21 protein-coding genes are annotated in these 21453 nt (G+C 51.9%); 15 read left to right on the plus strand and 6 right to left on the minus strand.

The window, feature by feature from the left end; genetic code table 11:
* Positions 1-149 precede the first annotated feature (149 nt).
* Positions 150-671, minus strand: coding sequence for a hypothetical protein (locus tag OXH16_01780; GenBank protein ID MCY3680097.1), 522 nt, complete (start codon positions 669-671; stop codon positions 150-152).
* Between the two features lie 21 nt (positions 672-692).
* Positions 693-1127 (minus strand): FKBP-type peptidyl-prolyl cis-trans isomerase, encoded by a 435-nt coding sequence (locus tag OXH16_01785; GenBank protein ID MCY3680098.1) that lies wholly within the window; start codon positions 1125-1127, stop codon positions 693-695.
* A gap of 167 nt (positions 1128-1294) precedes the next feature.
* Between OXH16_01785 and OXH16_01790 the strand changes: the two genes are divergently transcribed.
* The 10 genes from OXH16_01790 (at position 1295) to OXH16_01835 (ending at position 10480) form a co-directional block, all read left to right on the plus strand.
* A complete protein-coding gene (locus tag OXH16_01790) occupies positions 1295-2179 on the plus strand; it encodes a PorV/PorQ family protein (protein ID MCY3680099.1) in 885 nt (294 codons plus the stop codon).
* Positions 2180-2203: 24 nt separating this feature from the next.
* On the plus strand, positions 2204-3184 hold the full coding sequence (locus tag OXH16_01795; GenBank protein ID MCY3680100.1) for a site-2 protease family protein: 981 nt from the start codon (positions 2204-2206) through the stop codon (positions 3182-3184).
* 9 nt (positions 3185-3193) lie between these two features.
* Positions 3194-4429, plus strand: a complete 1236-nt coding sequence (locus OXH16_01800) for a divergent polysaccharide deacetylase family protein (protein MCY3680101.1) — start codon at positions 3194-3196, stop codon at positions 4427-4429.
* A 100-nt stretch (positions 4430-4529) separates the two neighbouring features.
* On the plus strand, positions 4530-5675 hold the full coding sequence (gene tgt, locus OXH16_01805; protein ID MCY3680102.1) for a tRNA guanosine(34) transglycosylase Tgt: 1146 nt from the start codon (positions 4530-4532) through the stop codon (positions 5673-5675).
* Positions 5676-5677: 2 nt separating this feature from the next.
* Positions 5678-6103: a preprotein translocase subunit YajC gene (gene yajC / locus OXH16_01810; protein ID MCY3680103.1), complete on the plus strand. Its 426-nt coding sequence runs from the start codon at positions 5678-5680 to the stop codon at positions 6101-6103.
* Positions 6104-6123: 20 nt separating this feature from the next.
* Entirely contained in the window at positions 6124-7053 is a 930-nt protein-coding gene (fmt, locus tag OXH16_01815; GenBank protein ID MCY3680104.1) for a methionyl-tRNA formyltransferase, read from the plus strand.
* Positions 7054-7068: 15 nt separating this feature from the next.
* Positions 7069-7755, plus strand: a complete 687-nt coding sequence (locus tag OXH16_01820) for a zinc metallopeptidase (GenBank protein MCY3680105.1) — start codon at positions 7069-7071, stop codon at positions 7753-7755.
* A 28-nt stretch (positions 7756-7783) separates the two neighbouring features.
* A complete protein-coding gene (locus tag OXH16_01825; GenBank protein ID MCY3680106.1) occupies positions 7784-8827 on the plus strand; it encodes a sugar kinase in 1044 nt (347 codons plus the stop codon).
* A gap of 76 nt (positions 8828-8903) precedes the next feature.
* The gene (locus OXH16_01830) at positions 8904-9545 is read left to right on the plus strand and encodes a bifunctional 4-hydroxy-2-oxoglutarate aldolase/2-dehydro-3-deoxy-phosphogluconate aldolase (protein ID MCY3680107.1); all 642 of its coding nucleotides are present in this window, start codon (positions 8904-8906) and stop codon (positions 9543-9545) included.
* Entirely contained in the window at positions 9542-10480 is a 939-nt protein-coding gene (locus OXH16_01835) for an ROK family protein (protein ID MCY3680108.1), read from the plus strand. The genes OXH16_01830 and OXH16_01835 overlap by 4 nt, the downstream gene beginning before the upstream one ends.
* 28 nt (positions 10481-10508) lie before the next feature.
* Here OXH16_01835 and OXH16_01840 read toward each other — a convergent pair whose 3' ends face one another.
* Positions 10509-11261 carry a ribonuclease activity regulator RraA gene (locus tag OXH16_01840; protein ID MCY3680109.1) on the minus strand — a complete coding sequence of 251 codons (753 nt, stop codon included), beginning with the start codon at positions 11259-11261 and terminating at the stop codon, positions 10509-10511.
* A 259-nt stretch (positions 11262-11520) separates the two neighbouring features.
* Between OXH16_01840 and OXH16_01845 the strand changes: the two genes are divergently transcribed.
* Both OXH16_01845 and OXH16_01850 read left to right on the plus strand, forming a co-directional pair.
* Positions 11521-12393: an NAD(P)-dependent oxidoreductase gene (locus OXH16_01845; protein MCY3680110.1), complete on the plus strand. Its 873-nt coding sequence runs from the start codon at positions 11521-11523 to the stop codon at positions 12391-12393.
* Positions 12394-12416: 23 nt separating this feature from the next.
* The gene (locus OXH16_01850; GenBank protein MCY3680111.1) at positions 12417-13256 is read left to right on the plus strand and encodes an amidohydrolase family protein; all 840 of its coding nucleotides are present in this window, start codon (positions 12417-12419) and stop codon (positions 13254-13256) included.
* A gap of 86 nt (positions 13257-13342) precedes the next feature.
* On the opposite strand, the gene OXH16_01855 is transcribed toward OXH16_01850, so the two are convergent.
* Entirely contained in the window at positions 13343-14071 is a 729-nt protein-coding gene (locus OXH16_01855; protein MCY3680112.1) for a protein-L-isoaspartate(D-aspartate) O-methyltransferase, read from the minus strand.
* 61 nt (positions 14072-14132) lie between these two features.
* The gene (locus tag OXH16_01860) at positions 14133-15722 is read right to left on the minus strand and encodes a sulfatase-like hydrolase/transferase (protein MCY3680113.1); all 1590 of its coding nucleotides are present in this window, start codon (positions 15720-15722) and stop codon (positions 14133-14135) included.
* A gap of 139 nt (positions 15723-15861) precedes the next feature.
* On the opposite strand from OXH16_01860, the gene OXH16_01865 reads away from it, so the two are divergent.
* The 3 genes from OXH16_01865 to OXH16_01875 are packed head-to-tail and all read left to right on the plus strand — an operon-like array spanning position 15862 to position 20582.
* Positions 15862-17937, plus strand: a complete 2076-nt coding sequence (locus OXH16_01865) for a PQQ-binding-like beta-propeller repeat protein (protein MCY3680114.1) — start codon at positions 15862-15864, stop codon at positions 17935-17937.
* Positions 17938-17957: 20 nt separating this feature from the next.
* Positions 17958-18977 carry a Gfo/Idh/MocA family oxidoreductase gene (locus tag OXH16_01870; GenBank protein MCY3680115.1) on the plus strand — a complete coding sequence of 340 codons (1020 nt, stop codon included), beginning with the start codon at positions 17958-17960 and terminating at the stop codon, positions 18975-18977.
* A 12-nt stretch (positions 18978-18989) separates the two neighbouring features.
* Positions 18990-20582, plus strand: coding sequence for a carboxypeptidase regulatory-like domain-containing protein (locus OXH16_01875; protein MCY3680116.1), 1593 nt, complete (start codon positions 18990-18992; stop codon positions 20580-20582).
* Between the two features lie 8 nt (positions 20583-20590).
* On the opposite strand, the gene OXH16_01880 is transcribed toward OXH16_01875, so the two are convergent.
* Positions 20591-21331: a phytanoyl-CoA dioxygenase family protein gene (locus OXH16_01880; protein MCY3680117.1), complete on the minus strand. Its 741-nt coding sequence runs from the start codon at positions 21329-21331 to the stop codon at positions 20591-20593.
* Positions 21332-21453: the final 122 nt, after the last annotated feature.

Consider the following 21453-nt stretch of genomic DNA (forward strand, 5'->3'; position numbering starts at 1 on the left):
CAATAGGGTATTGGCAAAAACGAATAACGCCGAGGTATTCAGTCCTTTTGATGTCATTCGCGGATTGCGTATCATTGCAAAGTGCCCGCGATAGACCAGTGCCATGCCGTCTAATAAATACAGGGTTTTGTCTGCCATTTCTGATCCTTTCAGCGTTTCATTTCCTCTTCAACCCGCAAAAATGCACCGCGATCCCAATACTGCTTTTTTGTTATGACACCCGTCGAGTCCCAATATGTCCAGATTCCGTCGGGTTCTCCTTCTATGTAATTCACTTCTTTTTCTTTTTTTCCGTTTGCATACCACCAGGTCGAGAGACCATGTCGCCCACCGTTTTCCCACGTTCCCGTATTTTTTTGCTGTCCGTTTTTGTACCATTCCGTTACTACGCCTTCGGGCTTGCCATCTACCCAGTCCATTTCTCCCTGTTTTTGTCCGTTTTCATACCAGTGTGTCCAAACGCCTACTTTTATGTCTTGTTCGTATTTGCCTACCGAGCGCTGGCGACCACTTTCGTAAAATGACTGATATAACCCATGTCTGAAATACCGTTTGTGGGCGTCATCCCAATACACATAGTATTCTTCGTGTCCATCTTTTACCAATTGAACATCGGGTCCACACCCATATAGCGCGATACCAAGCGCGATGATTCCCAATTGATGCCACATGTTTTTACCTTATTGTAACGGTCATACTACTATCTCTAACAATTGAATCGTCATAGTAATTTCTTCTCCCGCAAAGGGATGGTTGCCGTCTAATGTCACGGTTTGGGATGTTATTTCTTTTACAGATACTTCGACGGGTGTGCCATTGGGGTCGGATTGTACTTCCATACGCATTCCCTTTTCGAGAAGTGCATCGGGAGGAAATTTCGATCGCGCAACTTCGATTACAAAGTCGGGATTATAGGGACCAAACGCATCTTCTGGGGATAGGATCACCGTGCGAGAATCGCCTTCTTCCAGGCCGTTTACAAGACGCGTGAATATGTCTTTTACAGATTCGTCTCCCACTGTAAATTCAAATGGTTCATTCTCGGGCGTGCCTTCGGCTATGGTTCCGTCTTCCAAGATTCCCTTGTAATAAATCAGGACGCGGTCGCCTGTTTCTGCTTGTGCCATAATGCCTCCCTTATGAGCGTCTGAACAATGTAAACAGGAGAATGGATATTGTCAATTGCGTGCTTGGGATGGTCCATTTTACTAATGGGTAGTTGACACATTTTGTCCGTTTGCTTAATCTTGTAAAATGTACTGGGTTTTGGAGCATTTGTATGCAGGAGGTTTTTGTGAAGCGCATTGTTTATGGCATTTTTATTGCGACATGTTGCCTATTTTCCGCTGAGGCCAGCGCTTCGGCGCACAAAGCCGGTTTTGTGCTGTTGCGCGAGGGAGTTGGTGCGCGTGCTGCTGCGATGGGCGAGGCGCAGACCGCTGTGGTAGGTGAGCAGACTGCTGCGTTTTGGAATCCGGCAGGTGTGGCGGCTATGCAGGGCAAACATTTTATTCTGGCGCACCACCGATCGTTTCAGGGGATCAAGCAGGGGTATGGCGGCTGGGCCTATGGTAATAATAGGCGCGGTCTTGCGCTGAGTTTAGGCGTTTATGGGGCTGGGGGATTGGAAGCGCGACGGGAGCCGACTGCAACGCCTGCGGGCACGTTTAGCGTTTACGATCTCAATGCAGGGCTATCTTATGCACAGAAGATAGGGCAGCGAATTTATGTGGGGTTTTCGGTTCGGGCATTGCATGAAAATATCGGGCCAGAGAGTGCGTGGGGGATGAGTGCAGATGGGGGCGTGTTGTATCGCCTGTCTGAGAACTTGATGATGGGGATGTCGTATCGAAATTTGGGACGGATGGCGCAGTTAGACCAGGAGCGTACCCCTTTGCCCCGGGTGTTTCGCATGGGGACAGCGTGGTTCTGGCGCACATGGATAGCAACAGCCGATTTTCGTCTGCCAGCAGCGGGCAACAAGGGTGCAAATTTTGGTTTGGAATACGGGATAATGGGCAGGTTGTTTTTGCGCGGTGGGATTCAAACCGGACACGATACGCGCATGCTGTCGTTTGGAATGGGTATTACGCGGCGCAACTGGCGGGTGGATTACGCTTTTGTGCCCACATCACAGGGGTTGGGCGATTCGCATCGGATTGCTGTGGGGATAAGGTGAGAGGTGAAAGGATAAGGAGCGATTGTGTCAGACGATTTGAATGGTAATCGATATTTTTCCACGCAGACGGCTTTGCCCAGGACGCAGGAGAATTTGAGATTACATGTTGGGCTGTTTTTGGCAACTGCGTACACGACGACGGTGGCGGGTATGTTCATGTCGCCACAATTGGCCTCTATGCCCGTGATTGATGACTGGCGCATTTTGATTGATCCGCGTTATCTGGTCTATGGCTTGCCGTTTTCCGCGACATTGTTGATCATCCTGGGCATACACGAGATGGGGCATTATGTGACTTCGCGCCGCTGGGACGTGCGCGCTTCATTGCCCTATTTTATTCCCTTTCCATCGTTTATAGGCACTCTGGGCGCAGTGATCAAGTTGCGATCTCAAATTCCGAACCGCCGGGCACTTATGGATATTGGTGCGTCTGGACCTATTGCCGGGTTTGTGATGTCTGTGATTGCGCTGAGTGCTGGTCTGCACATGTCGGAAGTAATTGAAGTGCGCGATATACCGGAAGGCTCACTTGCCCTGGGTGATTCCCTATTGTCGGGCTGGTTGGGCATAAGCCTTATAGGTGATCTGCCCGAGGGTTATGATGTGATGCTACATCCGGTGGCTTTTGCTGGCTGGTTGGGGTTGTTTGTGACGGTGTTGAATTTGTTGCCGATGGGACAATTTGATGGCGGGCATATTGTCTATGCGATTTTTGGTGGGAAACACCGGTTAATTTCTCGGGCGACAATGGTGGGGTTGGCATTGATGTGGTTATTGGCACCGCCTTACCACTGGTGGGACGCAGAATCTATGTTTAAGACCTGGTATGATTCCCGCTGGGTCGGTTGGTTGGTGTGGTTGGGATTGGCTGCGCTGGTGGGGCGACATCATCCGCCGCTTGCAAATCCCGATGTTGAACTGGATCCCGCCCGGCGATGGATTGGGTACGCGTCGCTGGCTATTTTTGTATTGTGTTTTATTCCCGATCCAATTCAGATTTATTGAGTCTGCAAAATGGCGAAACGTTTGTCCGAAAAAAGACCATTGGAAATGGCTCGCAAGCGGCGATCTTTTCGGTTATGGGTTGTGCCCTGTGTTATCGTAATCCTGATCGCCGGTGGACTGGCTACCTATTTTTGGCTGCCGCGATCGTATTTTTGGCGACTACGGTCATATTTTTGGCGACCACAGTCGGTCGAATATGCACTTCCCATTGAAGAGACACCAAGATGGAAAGCCGGTCCAGATGATATTGTCGCATTTGCCGATACAATGGTTGTGAGAGCAAAAGAGGTGTTGATCGGGCTGGGCGTTCCCTCCGAAGTGATTGTGGAGGTGCGTTTGTCCAAAGGCGAAGTGCGTTGGGAAGTGCAGGCGAAAGTACCCGATGCTCTGCCACTGGCTGTTTGCAATCTGTCTTTGACCCATCTGGCGCATGAATTGGGTGGGGCAGTCATTGAAGGTAGCGAAGACCGACAGGGTAATAAGTTGTGGCTTCGCGTGGGTTTGAATGATAAGCAGACCAATTTGTTCAGGTTTGAGCAGAATAAAGAACTCGAGCGCCTCGCGGGACGCATTGCCATTGTGATCGATGATTTTGGATATCAGGAGCAGGATTTGATTCTGTCTTTTTGTGAGTTGCCACAGCCAATTACGTTTTCGATTTTTCCCGGGGAGAAGCATACGGCCTGGATAGCACAACAGGCGATTGAGAAAAATCACGGCGTGATGGTTCATTTGCCTATGGAGCCGATAGGCTATTCAGAGCGCGATCCAGGGCCCAATGCGATTTTTTCTGATTACGCGCCGGAAAAGATCGCGGAGTTGACTCAGAATGCTCTCGCATCCGTGCCCCATGCAACGGGGATGAACAATCACATGGGGTCTCGCTTAACACAAAATTTTGAAGCGATGAAAGCGGTGTTGCGAGTCGTGCAAAGATGGAATTTCTTTTTTCTCGATAGTGTAACGTCACCCGAATCTGTGGCTTATGCAATTGCGCGGGATATGGGTATTCCCAGTGGTCGAAATGCGATGTTTTTGGATATTGTCGAAGATGAGGAAGCAGTGGTCAAGCGGCTCAACAGGCTCGCTGCACGCGCACGGCATGAAGGCACGGTGATTGGTATTGGGCATGCAAAACCCAATACACTACATGCACTACAACGGGTGTTACCCGAGTTGGCAGATCAGGGGTTTGTATTTCTGCTGGCTGAAGAAGCGGTGAAAGAAGTGGGAAGTGAGGAGTGAGGAGTGAGAGGACCACCCATCCTTGACGCATAAGAGATGGGTTGTTATATTGACCTCGTTTCTTTTAGATGATTGTTTTCAGCGTTTTTGGAGGTGCGTTATCGACGTTGATGGTTTCCGGTTTGAGGTGGTTGCTACCGACGCCGGAACACAAGCGCGTGCAGGGGTTCTCCACACGCCGCATGGGACTGTGGAAACCCCAGTTTTTATGCCGGTGGGTACACTGGGCACGGTTAAGACGCTTTCGCAGCAAGAGTTGCGAGATTTAGATGCGCGTATTATTCTGGGCAATACATACCATCTTTATTTGCGTCCGGGTATGGATCTGATGGATGAGGCAGGTGGTTTGCACAGATTTATGAACTGGGATCGGGCGATTTTGACGGATAGCGGCGGATTTCAGGTGCATAGTTTGGCAGATTTGAATAAAATTACCGAAGAAGGAGTGCTGTTTCAGTCGCATATTGATGGATCAACGCATCTGTTTACGCCAGAGAAGGTGATTGAGATAGAGCATGTGCTCGGCGCAGATATTGCGATGATGTTTGATGAATGTACGCCGTATCCCAGTTCGCGGGATTACGCACAGGCAGCGGGCGAACGCACGGTGCGTTGGGCAAAGCAGTGTTTGGATGCTTATGATGGATATGGACGAAAGAGTTTGGCGGGGCACGCGCAGGCTTTGTTTGGCATTGTGCAGGGGAGTACGTATCGCGATTTGCGCGAGCGTTTTACCGAGGAAACAGTTGCGCTCAATTTTCCGGGTTACGCGATAGGAGGTACATGTGTAGGCGAGCCGAAGGACGATACCTGGGAAGCGATTTCAACTGTGGTATCTATTTTGCCCGCGGATCGTCCTCATTATATGATGGGCAGTGGAACACCCGAAGATTTGATTCAGGGTGTGATGCGCGGTATTGATATGTTTGATTGTGTGATGCCAACGCGCAATGCGCGCAATGGGATGGTGTTTACTCAACGCGGAAAATTATCCATTCGCGCGGCGCGTCATGCCCGGGAGTTTGAGCCTCTTGATCCGGGATGTGCGTGTTATGCGTGTCGAAATTACACACGGGCGTACATTCGGCATTTGCATCACACGCGAGAGATGTTGGGGTTGCGGTTATCTACAGTTCACAATGTGCATTTTTATTTGAATTTGATGCGGCAGATGCGAAAGGCAATTATCGAGGGTGAATTTGCACAATGGCAGAGGGCCTTCTTAAACTTTTACAAAGGAAATTAAAGATGGAGAAATTCAAGCGTGAGCGCGTGGTGGCAGTATTCAAAAAGTGGGGGGCTGAACTTCTTTTAGGGGTGTTTGGTGTTTTGTTGTTTACGGGTAAAACCTTTGCTTTTGGTGGAGGACAGCCCGCGCCAGAAGGTGCCGAGGCTCCCAGTATGCTGGTGACGATGTTTCCGTTTATTCTGATGTTTGTGATTCTGTATCTTCTGATTATTCGTCCGCAACAAAAAAAACAAAGAGACCATCAGAGGATGGTTGATGAATTAAAAAAAGGTGACCGCGTTGTGACTTCGGGTGGGATGCATGGGACTATTACGGGGATTAAGGAGCAAGAGGGTATTTTGATCGTGCAGGTCGCCAAAGAGGTGCAGATTGAGGTGTCGCGGGGGTCTATTTCGAGGGTGGATGAGCGCAAGGCGAAGAAATAGTAGAAAGGTGAAGATTGGCGATGAGGGTGGTGTTTATGGGTACGCCCGATTTTGCAGTGCCGTCGCTTGCGGGTGTGGCTCAAAGCGGTCATGATCTTGTGGGCGTGGTGACGCGGCCAGATAGGCCACGCGGTCGGGGTCAAAAGATGCAACCAACCGATGTGAAGGCTGTGGTTGCGTCGCTGGGGTTAGATGTGCCGGTTTTGCAGCCCGAGTCGCTCAGAGATGAGATTTTTCACGCGCAGTTGCAGGCTCTGGAACCAGATTTATTTGCGGTGGTGGCGTTTCTTATTTTGCCGCGTTCTGTGCTGGCGATTCCCAAATTGGGTTCTGTGAATGTCCATCCCTCTCTGTTGCCCAAATACCGCGGGGCGGCGCCTATTCAATGGGCTATTATCAATGGTGAGACCGAGACGGGTGTGACCATTTTTCAATTGTCGCCGCGCGTGGATGCTGGCGATATTTTGATTCGACAAAGGGTAGCGATTGGGGAAGATGAGACAGCGGGCGAACTGTATGAGCGGTTGAAGATGAAGGGCGCTGAGTTGCTCATTCGAGCTATTGATGGGATGGCAGATGGTTCTGTTATTTCCGTGCCGCAGACGGGTGAAGGGGTGAGTCTTGCGCCAAAATTAGAGAAGGAAGATGGCGAGCTTGACTGGGCAAAAGGTGCGGAAGATATTCGCAATCTCATTCGGGGAACCAATCCTTTTCCGGGGGCGTTTACACTCTGGCGCAATAAATTGCTGAAGGTTCACCGAGCAACGGTTGACACGGGACAGGGAGAAGCGGGTATCGTGATTGGTGCAGATGGGAAACGCGGACTTGTTGTGGGGACGGGCGAAGGGGTTCTCGTGCTGGACGAAGTGCAGCCGGCAGGTAAAAAGCGCATGTCTGGTGCTGATTTTGTGCGGGGATATCGCATTGAGGTCGGGGAGAGATTCGGTTAATCGATTCAGGAGGAAATGGTCATGCTGGAAGGTTTGATGGTGATGTTTGTGGGAATAGCTATTACGCTGTGGGCGCAATTCAAGGTGAAGCGCACGTTTCGCAAATACGATGAATTTGTTGCGCGGAGCGGTGCGACTGCGGATCAGGTTGCGCGAGATATTTTGCGTCGAGGCGGTTTGCCCGTGGGCGTGGAGCCTGTGCATGGGCATTTGACAGATCACTACGATCCGAGAGATCGCATGTTGCGTCTGTCGGAAAGTGTGTACGGGAATCGCTCCTTAGCCGCGATTGGCGTGGCTGCTCACGAAGCCGGGCATGCGTTTCAACACGCGCAGGGGTATGTTCCACTGTCTCTTCGGACGAGTCTGGTTCCAGTTGCAAATATTGGGTCGAAGCTGGCGTGGGTTTTTCTTATTGCCGGGTTTCTTTTTAGCTGGTTTGAGCTCATTTTTTTGGGCATTGTATTCTTTTCTGCGGCTGTGGTTTTCAGTATTGTTACCCTGCCGGTTGAATTTAATGCGAGCAGTCGGGCCATTCAGATTTTGGCCGATGGCGGATATCTGACGTCTGAGGAGATTCCCGCTTCAAGGAAGGTTTTGAATGCTGCTGCGCTGACTTATGTTGCCTCAGCACTGGTGGCGATTTTGGAGTTGTTGCGCCTGTTGTGGATGTCGGGCTTGCTGGGTGGCTCGGATGAGTAGCTGACTGCTAATTTTTAGGGAGGACTATATGTACGATGTCGTGACTTTTGGCGAGGCGATGATTCGGTTGTCTTCGCCAGAATACCGCCGATTGGAGAATGCGAGTAAACTCGATGTCGAGATCGGTGGGGGGGAATACAATGTCGCGGTCGGTTGCGCGCATTTAGGATTGAAGGCGGCGTGGGTGTCCCGGTTGGTTGATAATTGGACGGGTTGGATTATTCGCAATAAGGGGCGTGAGCACGGGGTGGATATGTCCAATATTTTGTGGACGGATTTTGATGGCGTGGGGCTTGAGCGCAATGGATTTTATCATATGGAGGTGGGTGTGGGGCCGCGTGCGAGTGCGGTGACGTATGACAGAGGCCATACCGCGATTATGAATATCGAGCCAGGGATGGTGGATTGGGCATCTATTTTTGAAGGGAGCAAGTGGTTTCACGTCAGTGGGATTACGCCCGCGTTGTCCGAAGGTGCGGCAGAGGCTACAGTAGAGGCACTGGTAGCAGCCCGCGATGCAGGCGTGACCACGAGTTTTGATCTCAATTTCAGGTCCAAATTGTGGAGCGCAGAACAAGCACAGGAGACGATTGCAAAGTGTATTCCACACGTGCAGGTGCTTATCGGCAATGAAGAGGATTTTGAAAAGACGATGGGGCTTAAAGCCGAGGGCACGTCGGGCGATTACGACGCACTGGATCCGGAGAGCTATAAAGATGTCGCTCGGAAGGCCATATCGCAATATCCCAATGTGACGCTTGTGGGCACAACTCTGCGCGTTGCGAAGACCGGATTGCTGAATGACTGGCGTACGCTGCTTTACGATGGTAGTGAGTTTTATTTTTCGCGCATTTATGAAGATTTGGAGATGGTGGATCGCGTGGGTGGTGGCGATAATTTTTCAGCGGGTATTATTGCCGGGGTGCTCGAGGGCAATCCCGCTCAGGATATCGTGAATTTTGCAGGGGCTTATTCGGCGCTGGCACATACGTTCCCGGGGGATGTGAACTGGGCTACGCGCGAGGAAGCCGAGAGTGCGATGAAGGGTGAGAGTGCGCGGATTAGACGATAGAGTCCGGGATGAATGCGCCAATAACACAACGCCTCTCTCTATTTTGGAGAGAGGTTTAATTTTGTGAGGAGGAAAAATGTCCAGTACTGTAGATCGCATTATTGATTGTGGTGTGGTTGCCGTGTTGCGGGCAGATAATCCGTCGCAGTTGATGGATGTGTCAAAAGCGCTGCGCGAGGGCGGTGTGGTGGCGATTGAGGTGACGATGACGGTGCCGGGTGCGCTGAAGGTGATTGAAGAAGCGTCGGCAAAGATGGAAGATACGATTATTGGGGTGGGGTCTGTGCTCGATCCAGAGACGGCGCGGGCAGCGATTCTGTCCGGCGCAGAATATGTGGTGAGTCCCATTTTGAATACGGCGGTGATCGAAATGAGCAAACGGTATGGCAAGGCCGTGATGCCCGCCGGGTTTACGCCTACAGAAATTTTGACGGCCTGGCAAGCAGGCGCCGATGTGGTCAAGGTGTTTCCCGCTGGCGTGGGGGGACCGTCTTATTTTAAGGATATTCTGGGTCCTTTGCCGCAGGTGAAGCTCATGCCCACGGGTGGGGTAGATGCCAATACAACGCCCGAGTTTATCAAAAATGGCGCGGTGGCTGTGGGGGCTGGCAGTGCAATGGTCGATAAGACGGCTGTGGATAATAAAGATTGGGTATCTTTGACGGCAACGGCAAAATCTTTTGTCGATGCTGTGGCGCAGGCGCGAGCGGAAAAATGAGTTTGACGATTGGCATAGATTTAGGGGGCACCAATACGCGCGCTGGGCTTGTGACGGCGTCTGGTGAAATTGTGGGTAGAGCGCGAGGACCGACGCAGTTGCACCTGGGAGCCGAAGGTGTGGTAGATGGCATTGCCGAATGTGCGGCTGCGGCTGCGCGGGATGGCGGGATTTCACTGGCGGAAGTACAGGGTGTAGGGGTTGGCGCGCCCGGTCCCTTAGATCCGTTTGAAGGCGTGATCATATCGCCCGAGAATTTACAGTGTATGCACGGTGTGCGATTAAAGGATCGCCTGGAGGCATTGCTCGGTCTGGGCGTGGTGGTGGATAATGATGCAAATTTAGCGGCTTATGGCGAGCAATGGCTGGGATCTGGTCGAGGTGTTGATCACTTTTTGTGCGTGACTCTGGGTACAGGAGTTGGCGGTGGATGGATCAGCGAGGGACGGGTTATGCACGGGTTTAATGGCAATGCGGCCGAGGTGGGGCATATTACAGTGGATCACAATGGACCGCGCTGTCCGTGTGGCAATTTTGGGTGTTTGGAGATGTATGCATCGGCCACGGCTATGGTGCGCCGCACGCTGGAAAGACTTGAAGGGGAAAAGCCGGAGACGTCTTTGAAAGTCGAGGGTTTGACCACACAGGTTATTTTTGAAGCGGCAGAGGCGGGTGACGATTTTGCGATGGAGATGTTTGAGGAGACGGGGTTTTTCCTCGGTGTGGGGCTGGTGAGTCTGGTGAATGTATTGAATGTAGATCGCGTTGCACTAACGGGCGGACTGGCGCAGGCGGGTGATTGGATTTTTGATCCGGCAATGCGAACTTTTTGGGATCGCGGTACTGTTGGTGTAAAAGAACACGTGCAGATTGTTTCTGCTGAATTGGGCGATGACGCGGGGATTTTAGGTGCGGCCAGACACGCGCAGGCGTAAAGCTCCACACTGTCTGACCGCTTAGGTCTTACGTCTCTCCTTGTTCCGCTTTCCACGCTTCATATTCAACCCGTGCTTCATCTGTCAGGGGATAATATTTTCGCAGGTCGCCACCTTCGGCGAGTTTCATTCGGCTAAAGACTTCCCATTCGGCGTGTTCGGTCGCTTTCTCTGCCAATTCAGGCGCGAGTTTAATCGGTACTACCACGGCGCCATCGTCGTCGGCGATAATAATATCACCGGGCATTACAAGCGTGTCACCACACGCTATCGGGACATTCACGGCGTGGGGGAAGATGTTGGTTTGTGCGTGAAAATTGGGCGTTGTTCCTTTAAGCCATAAGCCGAGGTTTAATTCCCTGGCGTGGGGAAAATCGCGAATACAACCATCGACAATCGCACCTTGACCGCCCTGACCGCAAAAATAGGTCAGCATCATCTCGCCAAAGACGCCACTGTTCATGTCGCCCCGGGCATCGACTACGACTACATCGCCAGGTTGTGTGTGATACAGCACATGGCGATGCAGTTGTCTTTCTGGTCCCTGATATTCGCCCGATGAATGCAAATCTTCACGTTTGGGCATGAATTGTAGCGTCAGTGCCGGGCCACAAATTGATTTGCCCGGTGTTCGGGGGAGGGGTCCCAAGATCTGGGCATTGCGAATGCCCAGCTTGAATAATTCTCCACTGGCTGTGGCGCTGCCAATATGTGATAATGCATCGATCAATGCTTTTGGTGGACGTTCTATGTCCGGTGTTTGAATGGGTTCCAGACTCATTGATAACTCCTGTTGTGAGTGTTTTCGGCAGATTGCTGTGATCCTAAGATAAACAATGCGCGCATGGATTCAACACTATTTTCTCATTTGGCAAGAATCAGATTGTTCAGTATTTTTGTAAGCACTGGCCTTGCAAAGCACGTCTTAAAAAATCAAAATTGGAGCGAGGATAATGAACTGGTCTGGACTGCGACCAGTTGTCCACCGCTTCTTAATTCTTAATTCCTAATTCTTAATTCCTAATTCTCCAGGAGGTCCCATGCTCGGTCTTATCGGACTTGGACTCGTCGGGTCCGCACTTGTGGAACGCTTTCGCGACAAAGGTTTAGAAATTGCGGGGTATGATATTGATCCCGAAAGAATAAAAGCGCATGAAGGCGATGGTTTTACGCCTTGCAAATCGCCAGCCGATGTCGCCGATAAAGCGCGTCGCATCGTTCTTTCGCTTCCCGACTCTTATGTTGTCAACGATGTGGTTACAGGTGCGAGGGGCATTTTGTCTGCGGCATCTCCCGGCGCAATTATTGTGGATACTACCACAGCCGATCCGCAGATGTCAACTGCGCTTGCCAAACGTCTTGAAAGCAGAAGTATCCGCTTTCTCGATGCGACTATTCTCGGATCCAGCAAGCAGGTGCGCGAATCAGATGTTCTCGTGATGGTCGGCGGTACTTTACCCGTCTTTGAATTGTGTACAGATATTTTTGAAGCCTTCTCGCTCAGGACCTTTCACATGGGGCCTTCGGGCAAAGGTGCGGAAGCCAAACTCATTGTCAATCTCGTGCTCGGTCTCAACCGTCTCGTACTGGCCGAGGGGCTTGTTCTCGCACAAAAAACGGGGGTAGATATCGATGTTTTGCTCGATGTTTTTAAGATGGGTGGCGCGTATTCTCGCGTGATGGATATTAAAGGCGAAAAAATGATCACCGGAGATTTTACCACTCAGGCCGCATTGGATCAGCACCTAAAAGATGTGGAACTCATCCTCGATCTCGGCGCGCGCACGGAAACGCCGCTGCCCGTAACCGGGCTTCACGCCCAACTTTTGCGCACGGGTGTTGCGCTCGGCCTTGCAGAACAGGACAATTCCGCTATTGTCGATGTGCTGAGAAAAATGGCGGGGATTAAATAATCTCGATCGGAAAGGATATGTCCATGATTATTGATACGCACGTTCATTTTTACGATACGACGCGCCCCGGTGGGGTTCCCTGGCCGCCCGAAGACAATGAATTGCTCTATCGCCCCATTTTGCCGCGTCACTTTGTTGAACGCACTGAAAAGATGGGGGTGACCGGGACGGTTGTCGTTGAAGCCAGTAAGCTGGTTGAAGATAATCAGTGGATTCTGGATCTGGCAGCAGATAATCCCTGTATTGTCGGGTTTGTGGGTAGTCTGGATCCCAGGACCGAAGATTTTGAGAAGTATCTCGACCGCTTTTCAGCCAATTCGCTCTATCGCGGGATTCGTCTGGGTCTTCAGCGGGGCAGTTTGGAAGATCAAGCTGCTCTTATGCCACAACTTCAAAAATTGGCTGACCGCGATTTGCAACTCGATTTGATGACCAATGGCAAACAGTTGCCCATCAATGCTGTTATTGCCGAGCAAATTCCCGATCTGCGTATTGTTATCGACCATGTGGCACATGTTGAAGTGACGGGTGAAGCACCCGATCCCGAATGGGTTCAGGGTATTCAAACCATTGCTAAATACTCCAATGTGTATTGTAAGGTGTCTGGCATGGTCGAACGCGCAGCCCAACAACCCGCCCCCGATGATCCAGCTTATTATGTGCCTACGCTCGATGTGTTATGGCATGCTTTTGGTGAAGACCGCCTGGTCTATGGCAGCAATTGGCTCGTGTGCGAACGCGCAGCACCCTATGAGACGGTGCTCAGTATTGTCACCCATTATATTGAGAACAAGGGACCGGAAGCGATGGAGAAGTTCTTCTGGAAGAATTCAAAAGCTGCGTATAAGTGGATTGAGAGATAAAAAGCGCGAATCAACGAATCAACGAATCAACGAAAGCAATTTGGTGGCGGGGCAGGGTTCGTCTATTCGTCTGTTCGTCTGTTCGTCTAATACGTCGCTCCGGTGGAATCTACCATTGGCACGAATCTGACAGGTATAATGTGTTGCTGTTGCAATTTGCCTTCCTGCTTGGTCAATAGCACGAGTTCTTGTGCATCGCGTTTTCCAACCGGGATTACCATGCGTCCACCTTCGGCGAGTTGATCTTGAAGGGGTTGGGGAACCTGCGTTGGTGAACACGTCACGATAATCGCATCAAAAGGTGCGTGTTCTGGCCATCCTTTGTACCCATCGCCAACTTTCACTTTGATGTTCTCATATCCCAATGTGTCGAGCAAGTTTGCGGCGCGCTTGCCCAGTACTTCTACAATTTCTATGGTGTAGATGCTGTCACACAATTCGCCCAGAATCGCCGCCTGATACCCCGATCCCGTTCCGATTTCCAGCACTTTATCCGATTCCTTCAAATTCAGCACTTCGGTCATCAGCGCGACAATATACGGTTGGGAAATGGTCTGTCCCTCGCCGATGGGTAATGGATGATCACCGTACGCTCGTGAAGCATAAGACTCGGGTACAAACTGGTGGCGTTCCACTTTCCGCATCGCTTCCAGGACAGCGGGGGCTTTAATTCCTCGGTTTTCAATCTGTGTCCTTACCATACGTTCTCGCAATCGCTCCATGAGGTCCTGTGCATGCGATGTAGAGATCACCGCCACACCTACCAATAAGAGCAGTAAAGCATGTGCTGAAATGCTGTTATTCAGTATTTGCATCCTGCGCACTATGTACCTCCTGTATCATGTTTTTTTCTGCCATTAAGCCATCCTTTCGCGATCAGGTTACGACAAAAGTCGCTTCCAATTCCTCACTCTCTTTGTATCCTATTCGAATGGCTTTGGCGCGAATTGTGGTCTCGCCTTTTGGCAGAGGAATGGGGCCGGTGTACAATCGCCAGTGTTCATCGCCTGCGAGTTGATACGCCATTGACGCGCCCTGGGTGCCGCAGTAAAATTGTACGATTATCGGTCCCTTGAAGGTTCCACCTTCGAGCGCGGCTTCTCGGCCTGGGCTTTCTTCACATATTGGTACAAAAACCGGTAATTCGGTTTGCGGCTGCTCTGTGCCCTGCCACATGCGAAATACCATCTGATCTTCGGGCACATCGCCCCATACGTCGTATTTTTCGCGCCAGTCGTCCAGTGCCCCGCACAAGCGGTTCAATGTTTCGGCGTGTGCGGGGTCGTCTGCGAGATTATTGACTTCAAATGGGTCATTTTCCGTGTCGTATAATTCTTCTACGGGGCGTTTTTGAAACATCACATTTTGCACACCTTCCAATTCGCCCGCGAGATGGAGCCGCCACATTTCCTGCAATGCGGGATGCCGATTGCGATAGGGGATCCACAATAAATACGGGTTTTCCGTCATGTAGTTTCGAATGTATTTGAATCGCTTATCCCGCACGGCGCGCATCATGTCATAAGATTCATCGTAACGGTCCCGCGTTGCAAATATGTAATCCCGGTCTTTTTCCTGGGGTCCAACAAAGGGTTGGCCCTGGAGATGGGCTGGGATTTGTACGCCAGCGAGTGATAGTACAGTTGGACCCAGATCGATCATGCTGACCAATCGATCGTTGACACTGCCGGGTTCCAATTCGCCCGGCCAGCGCACGATGCAGGGTATGCGAATGCCCGCATCATAGGGCCAACGCTTGGCCCGGGGGAGACCTTCGCCGTGGTCGCTCCAGATGAATACAATTGTGTTGTCTGCTAATCCATCGTCTTCCAATTGCTGCAGCATTTCGCCAACCCACGCATCGTTGTCGGCGATGTTGTCGTAATGTCTCGCCAATGCCAACCGCGCTTTGGGTGTATTGGGGATATAGGGCGGTAGTGTGACCTTATCTGGATCGGTTTCTACTTCTGGGCGTTTCTCTGGCCACATGCCGCTTTCGTGCGTTACGGTGCGATTAAATACCGCAAAAAAGGGCGCGCCATCTGGGCGGTTGCGCCAGTGGGCTTGTGCGCTCAATTCATCCCAGGCAGTAATTGGCGGGGTAAATTGATAATCGGTTTTTGTGTTGTTCGTGCAGTAATACCCTGCCATCCGCAAATATTCTGGAAAGCATTTCACATAATGCGGTGGTACCACGTCGTAGGGCGTGGGCATTTGCGGTGCATGTGCATTGGTGTGGCGCGTGCGCATGTGCTGCGAGCCTATTGCCGTTTGATACATGCCCGTAATAATTGCCGAGCGACTCGGTGCGCATACACCCGCTGTTGAAAATGCATTGGGATACCGGCATCCTTCGGATGCCAGTTTGTCGAGATTTGGCGTGCGCGCCACTTCATCGCCATAACATCCGAATCGCGGGCTTGTGTCTTCTAAGGATAACCATAGGATATTCGGTCTTTCACTCATTTCTCATCCTCTGTGAAGGTTACATACTGGATTCTGATTCTATTATGCACAATCTTTATATGGCAGGCAATCATTGTTTGTTTTGCCTCAGGGTGTGAATATTGTATTTTGCCTATAATTGCGAACAAAGGGGGGTAATATGGCGATTGAAATTCGAGGCAGGGTGATGGATGAACCATCTGGACGTGGTCTGAGCGGCGTTTTGGTTTCCAATGGAGAGCAGATCGTGCAGACGGATGAGGAGGGCCGGTACGCGCTTGCGGTGGAACCGGAGGCGCACCGGTTCGTATTTGTGACTGTTCCGGATGGTTTTCGGGCGACGTCGGGGTCCTACTCATCTACACGGAACTGGATCGACGCGCAAGATGGAGTGGATTTTGGGCTTGTGTCTGCGCCTGAACGGGCTGCACGACAGTTTACACTTGTGCAGATTACCGATACACACGTTGTGACGGAAGGGGAGATGCTGACGTCCGGAGAGGTTCTCGCCGAGGCACTACAGCAACTTGTCCAGGAAGCCGATCCGGATCTGATTGTGGTGAGCGGAGATCTCACGAACAGAGGAGAGTTTGCAGAGTTGTACCGTTTTCGAGAGGCACAGGAGACGGTTTCAACGCCGGTATTCCCGCTGTTCGGGGGGCACGATGGTAACGAGGAGCGCCACGAGGGGGTCTCACAGGGGGGTAATACGTTTACCCGGCATTTCGAAGCGGTGCTCGGTCCCTCGTATTATAGCTTTGATTGGGGGGGACGCCATTTTGCGTTTTATCCCAACGAGCAGTCGTTTTTTTCACCTGAGGACCAGGAGCGAAAGGAGGTGTGGTTTTGGAGAGATCTGGAACTACAGCCTGCGGATCGGGAGATCGTGGTGGTGGTTCACACGCCTCCGCCGGTTTCATTCTTGGAGGCGTTGAGCCGATATAATGTCCGCCTGGTGCTGCACGGACACTGGCATTCCAGCAAGGTGTTCTCTTACAAAGAGATGGTTGTGGCCGCAACTCCGGCGTTCTGTTTTGGCGGAATCGATACATCGCCGAGGGGCTACCGCGTCGCGCGGTTCGGACAGGAAGGGGTGGAAGTGGAACTCTGCGCGCACAAACCCACTGGCGTCTCGCTACTTTCCGAGGATAGGCCGGTGGAGATTGCGTTGGACGAGATGGGGCTGCGCCTGCGCTGGGAGCTACAACTTCCGGGAGGACTGCACCGCGCAGCACCCGTGCATGCGGGAGATCAGCTGCTGTTGAGCCTGCGGGACGAGGGTTATCCCGCCAGCAACGGGGTCTGTTGTATTGAGGTGGGTAGTGGAGATCTGGCGTGGCATGCACGCACGGATGCGACGGTGAAAAATAGCGTGGCTGTGGATGATGGCATCTGCGCGGCTGTGTCAGTTACCGGGCGGGTGCATGCGCTGGAGGAGGCGTCGGGCCGTCTGCTGTGGCATGCGAATCTGCCCGGGTATCCCGACCGCTGGGTTTACACGTCTCCGGTTATTGCAGATGGGTTTTTGTACGCAGGGGCGAAGGCCGGTTATGCGGCTTTTGATCTAAAGACGGGGGAGCAGAAGTGGTATGTACCTGTTGAAGACAGCGATAACTGGGCGTGTTACGCAAGTCCCCAGGTTTATGAGGACCTGCTTTTCCTGCTCGTGCCGCGGCGGGGGCTGATGGCACTGGACCGGCAAAGCGGGGATGTGGCGTGGGAACAGCAGATAGGGGTTGAGTATCCATATCCAACGCCGATTGTGTCCGGAGACCTGCTGGTAAGTGGGGGAGACTCATCGCATTTAACCGCGTTACGGGCAATTTCGGGAGAGGTCGTGTGGAACAAGCCGATCCTTCCGTCCAGTTATCCGACCGGACTGCTCGTGCGGGATGGACGGATCTACGCCACCACACCGGAGGGAGATGCCCTCTGTTTTGATTTCAATTCGGGGGCGCTACTGTGGCGGTTCCAGACGGAAGATAGCTTGCTGGATATGGTGCCCTATCGCAGAGGCGTGCAGAGCATTTTAGCTGCGCCAGTCAATTTTGATGACTGTCTTCTAATCAGCGGGTGTGATGGGTGTTTGTACGCTTTGGATGCCGCTTCCGGTGAATGCCGGGGGCGTGCGGCGTTCGGGTCACCAATTACAGCACCTCCCTGTGTGTGGGGAGACGGCTTGTTTTTAGGGACGTACGATGGGCGGTTTTTCTATTTTGAGCGCGTGGGGGATTGACGTGATGGAAGGAGCACAACATGGGATCTTATCGGGGAGCTGTTATTGGATGTGGGCGGATCGGCAGTACTATTGATGATGAGCACGTAAATAGGCCCCAGTTTCGATATCCCTGGGCACATGCGCCCGCGATGATCGAAGCGAAGGGGATTGATCTGATTGCAGCTTCGGATCTTTACGTGGAGCAACTGGACGATTTCAAAAGTCGATGGGGCGTAACGGCACTTTATACCGATTACCGCGAGATGATCGCCAAAGAGAAGCCAGATATCGTCAGTGTGACGACACGGGCAGAGGAACGCGCAGAGGTCGTCACAGGGGTGGCGGAGGCTGGTGTTAAGGCGATTTATGCAACCAAGCCGATATGTCGTAGTCTGGCGGAAGCAGACGCGATGATCGATGTGTGTCGGAAGAATGGGGTTATGCTCGCTATTGCCTGTCACAAAAATTGGAGTCCGTGGTTCCACGCATGTCTAAATTCAATCCGAAGCGGCATGATTGGGAATTTCTCTTCGATGATCTGCAATTACGGCTGGCGGCTCTCACGCGGTCACAGCCATACGCTGGCTCTGTTTCGTCTTTTTGCCGGGGCACCTGCCAGGTGGGTATTTGGGAATATGAATAGTGATGAAGAGGCCCGCGGCGACAGCGATCTTTCAGGAACAGGGATGATTCGATACGAGAATGGCATCCGCGGATTTCTGAGTACCGGAGGATGGTTGAATATTGACTTAGTGGGAAGCGATGGATGGATAAGTGCCCGGAATGAACACGCAGATTTTGAGATGTGGACCAGGCATCACGAGACCAGAGAACCGATTCGACGACAATTTCCCAATCCCAAAAGACCTCGCAGTTCACAACAGGCCGCTATTGAAGGACTTGTCGAGAATCTAAATGAGGGCACAGAGCCGCTTTGTCCGGGAGAGTTTGGACGAGAAGCGCTGGAAATTGCCATTGCGTTGCGAGAATCGCATCGTCGCGGTGGAGAGAAGATGGAATTACCGCTCGAAGATCGAAGTCTGACCATTCTGGCGTAAAAAGGGAACAATATGCTGATTGGATATGTGAGCGATGAGCGATATGTGGCAGTGCCAGAGGTGCTGCTGGAGTTTGAAGGCGAGGCGGGGTCATTTGAGGCGCGTTCGCGGGCGACTGGTGCGGTTTATTCGGATTTGCCTTCCGGGAAGTATAGCGTGACACTTTACAAGTCGGGTTATGGCTTTAAAACAGTACCGCTTGAGGTACCGACTAAGGCTCCCTATCAGTTCCGGCTGTTGACCGATGGACTGCTGGGATATATGTGGCCAAAGTGGGTACAGTCCGGACAGCCTTCAGAGTTCAGGGTACACGCGGTGGAGGCGTACAAGCTGTCGCTGTGGCGGTATGGATGGCAGAAAGAGTTGGTGCGTCCAATTGGATGGTACGATGAACACGGCCCCCGGGCGACGATGCAAATTACGCCGGATGGGGATTATACGCAGGCCGGCATTCAATGGAATGCACAGGGTTATACCAGCCCGACACACAAGCAATATATAACGGCACCCGAACGGTCGGGATTGTATTATCTGCACACCAAGACGGAGTCAGGTGTGTTTTTCTCGTTTCCGTGGATTGTCGCACCCGCAAAGCCGAGTGCCGATGTTGCAGTGCTGGCGTCGAATATAAATTGGAATGCGTATAATAATTTTGGGGGGCGCAGCAATTACATCCACGCGGAGAAATTTCCATCCAGGCCCACCGTGAATGCGCGATTTGATCTCAAGCGATATACGGACCCCAGGCATTTGCTTTTTACTTCAAAGGAATATGCACCGCTGTCGTTCGACCGGCCTGAGCCAATCAATTTTATTGCAGAGGAGGAGCGGATTACCGATCCGATTGAGGGGCGGTCCAACTGTCATGTGGCCCCGGCAGAGTGGCGGTTGCTGGGGTGGCTGGAGCGGGGGGGCTATGGATACGATCTTTATGCGGAGACGCAGTTCCATTCCGGCGTATTGAATTTGGACGATTACCGGGTATTGATCATCAGTACGCATCCGGAGTACTGGTCGGCGGATATGTACTACAAGCTGAAGTCCTGGGTGTTTGAGCGGGGCGGCAAGCTGATGTATCTGGGTGGAAATGGTCTGAATTGCGAGGTGGTGTTTACAGATGAATATACGATGGTGGTGCGAAATGGAGATAAAGGCGGAGGGTTTAGCCATCTACAGAAGTTGGGATTGGAGAGTCGATTCCATCTGTTTCATGAGTCAGAGGCGAATCTCTTAGGTGTAACCTGTTCGGAGACGGGTATTATGACTGGCGCGCCTTATCAGGTGGTGGATGGGGCGCACGATTTCTTTGAAGGGACGGGGCTGAAGACGGGAGATATTTTTGGAGAGAAGTGTCTGCATATGCGGTGTCCGGGCGGTGCCTCTGGACACGAAACGGATAAGATGACAGAGAGTTCGCCAAAAAACACACAACTGTTAGCCAAAGGCTTAAACCCCGATGAGGGAGGCGCAGAGGTCGTATATCACCGCACCGAGAGCGGGGGAGAGGTGTTTTCGGTGGGGTCGATCAATTATCCCAGTTCGCTGCCGGTGGATGAGTCGATTTCGGCGATTACAAAGAATGTGCTGGATCGCTTTTTGGATTGATCCACTGATCAATATTGCCAGTATTTCTTGACGTGTTTGGGTATGGATGTCTCCGGGATTTGCTTTCGGTTTTTTCGAACCCCCTGTATCCGCTCTTTGATCGACTCATTTCCCTTTGTCCGAGATGTGTACAAACCGGTGATATATCGCCGCAAACGATGGATGGGCACTACGCCGTGCCAGACCTCTGGTACGCGAAAGACGACGCTGCCCGCTTTCAGTTCGATTGGAATGTAGTCTCCTGTCTGAATATCTTCTTTTGTGGGCAGTACGCGGCCCGGGTCACACGCAGATGCAAAATGGTACAGATGTGTGCCTGGAACGCAGGTCAACGCTCCGGAAGTGACGTCGATATCGTCCAGGTAAATCATCGTTGCCACCCACTGAAAGGGTGTGGCGAGATCCGTTGGGCTGCCGTCTGAGTGCCGTCCCACGCCTTTGTGCTCTGGTGTGTACCGGTTGGTTTTCATTTGCAAGAGAAAAGGTCGCGGTTCATCCAGAATCGCCGATACGATTCCCAAAATGCGGGGATGGGAAAATAAGCTGCCCAGAGCGGGGTAATTTAACAGCGGTTCATTTCGCAGGCTGTCCCGGTTGCCGGGTTCACCCGGTCCGATGTCCATATCCAGGTACGCCTGTTCTAACTCCCGGCGGATTGCATCCAGCTCATCTTGTGAGAGCAAGTTGTGCAAGACGCCTACGCCGTTCTTCCATGCGGCTTCAACAGCCGCTTTGTCTCCTGCGTCCATTTCCGCCTCCTGTTCAAGTTTTTTATTTTACAGCCCGTAAGACCCAACAGCTTTAGCGTTGGGATATAAGGGCTTCCGAATTTATGGTGCGGTGCTTCCGTGTAAAATCATCACGGAACATG

The sequence above is a fragment of the Gemmatimonadota bacterium genome, from assembly GCA_026705765.1.
Classification (GTDB): domain Bacteria; phylum Latescibacterota; class UBA2968; order UBA2968; family UBA2968; genus VXRD01.

Coding starts and splice junctions, on each gene's coding strand:
- OXH16_01785 (MCY3680098.1), bottom strand. CDS start 1,127: ATGGCACAAGCAGAAACAGGCGACCGCGTCCTGATTTATTACAAGGGA.
- OXH16_01865 (MCY3680114.1), top strand. CDS start 15,862: ATGGCGATTGAAATTCGAGGCAGGGTGATGGATGAACCATCTGGACGT.
- OXH16_01880 (MCY3680117.1), bottom strand. CDS start 21,331: ATGGACGCAGGAGACAAAGCGGCTGTTGAAGCCGCATGGAAGAACGGC.
- OXH16_01875 (MCY3680116.1), top strand. CDS start 18,990: ATGCTGATTGGATATGTGAGCGATGAGCGATATGTGGCAGTGCCAGAG.
- OXH16_01800 (MCY3680101.1), top strand. CDS start 3,194: ATGGCGAAACGTTTGTCCGAAAAAAGACCATTGGAAATGGCTCGCAAG.
- OXH16_01870 (MCY3680115.1), top strand. CDS start 17,958: ATGGGATCTTATCGGGGAGCTGTTATTGGATGTGGGCGGATCGGCAGT.
- OXH16_01860 (MCY3680113.1), bottom strand. CDS start 15,722: ATGAGTGAAAGACCGAATATCCTATGGTTATCCTTAGAAGACACAAGC.
- OXH16_01840 (MCY3680109.1), bottom strand. CDS start 11,261: ATGAGTCTGGAACCCATTCAAACACCGGACATAGAACGTCCACCAAAA.
- OXH16_01820 (MCY3680105.1), top strand. CDS start 7,069: ATGGTCATGCTGGAAGGTTTGATGGTGATGTTTGTGGGAATAGCTATT.
- yajC (MCY3680103.1), top strand. CDS start 5,678: ATGGAGAAATTCAAGCGTGAGCGCGTGGTGGCAGTATTCAAAAAGTGG.
- fmt (MCY3680104.1), top strand. CDS start 6,124: ATGAGGGTGGTGTTTATGGGTACGCCCGATTTTGCAGTGCCGTCGCTT.
- OXH16_01825 (MCY3680106.1), top strand. CDS start 7,784: ATGTACGATGTCGTGACTTTTGGCGAGGCGATGATTCGGTTGTCTTCG.
- OXH16_01780 (MCY3680097.1), bottom strand. CDS start 671: ATGTGGCATCAATTGGGAATCATCGCGCTTGGTATCGCGCTATATGGG.
- OXH16_01850 (MCY3680111.1), top strand. CDS start 12,417: ATGATTATTGATACGCACGTTCATTTTTACGATACGACGCGCCCCGGT.
- OXH16_01830 (MCY3680107.1), top strand. CDS start 8,904: ATGTCCAGTACTGTAGATCGCATTATTGATTGTGGTGTGGTTGCCGTG.
- OXH16_01845 (MCY3680110.1), top strand. CDS start 11,521: ATGCTCGGTCTTATCGGACTTGGACTCGTCGGGTCCGCACTTGTGGAA.
- OXH16_01835 (MCY3680108.1), top strand. CDS start 9,542: ATGAGTTTGACGATTGGCATAGATTTAGGGGGCACCAATACGCGCGCT.
- OXH16_01855 (MCY3680112.1), bottom strand. CDS start 14,071: ATGCAAATACTGAATAACAGCATTTCAGCACATGCTTTACTGCTCTTA.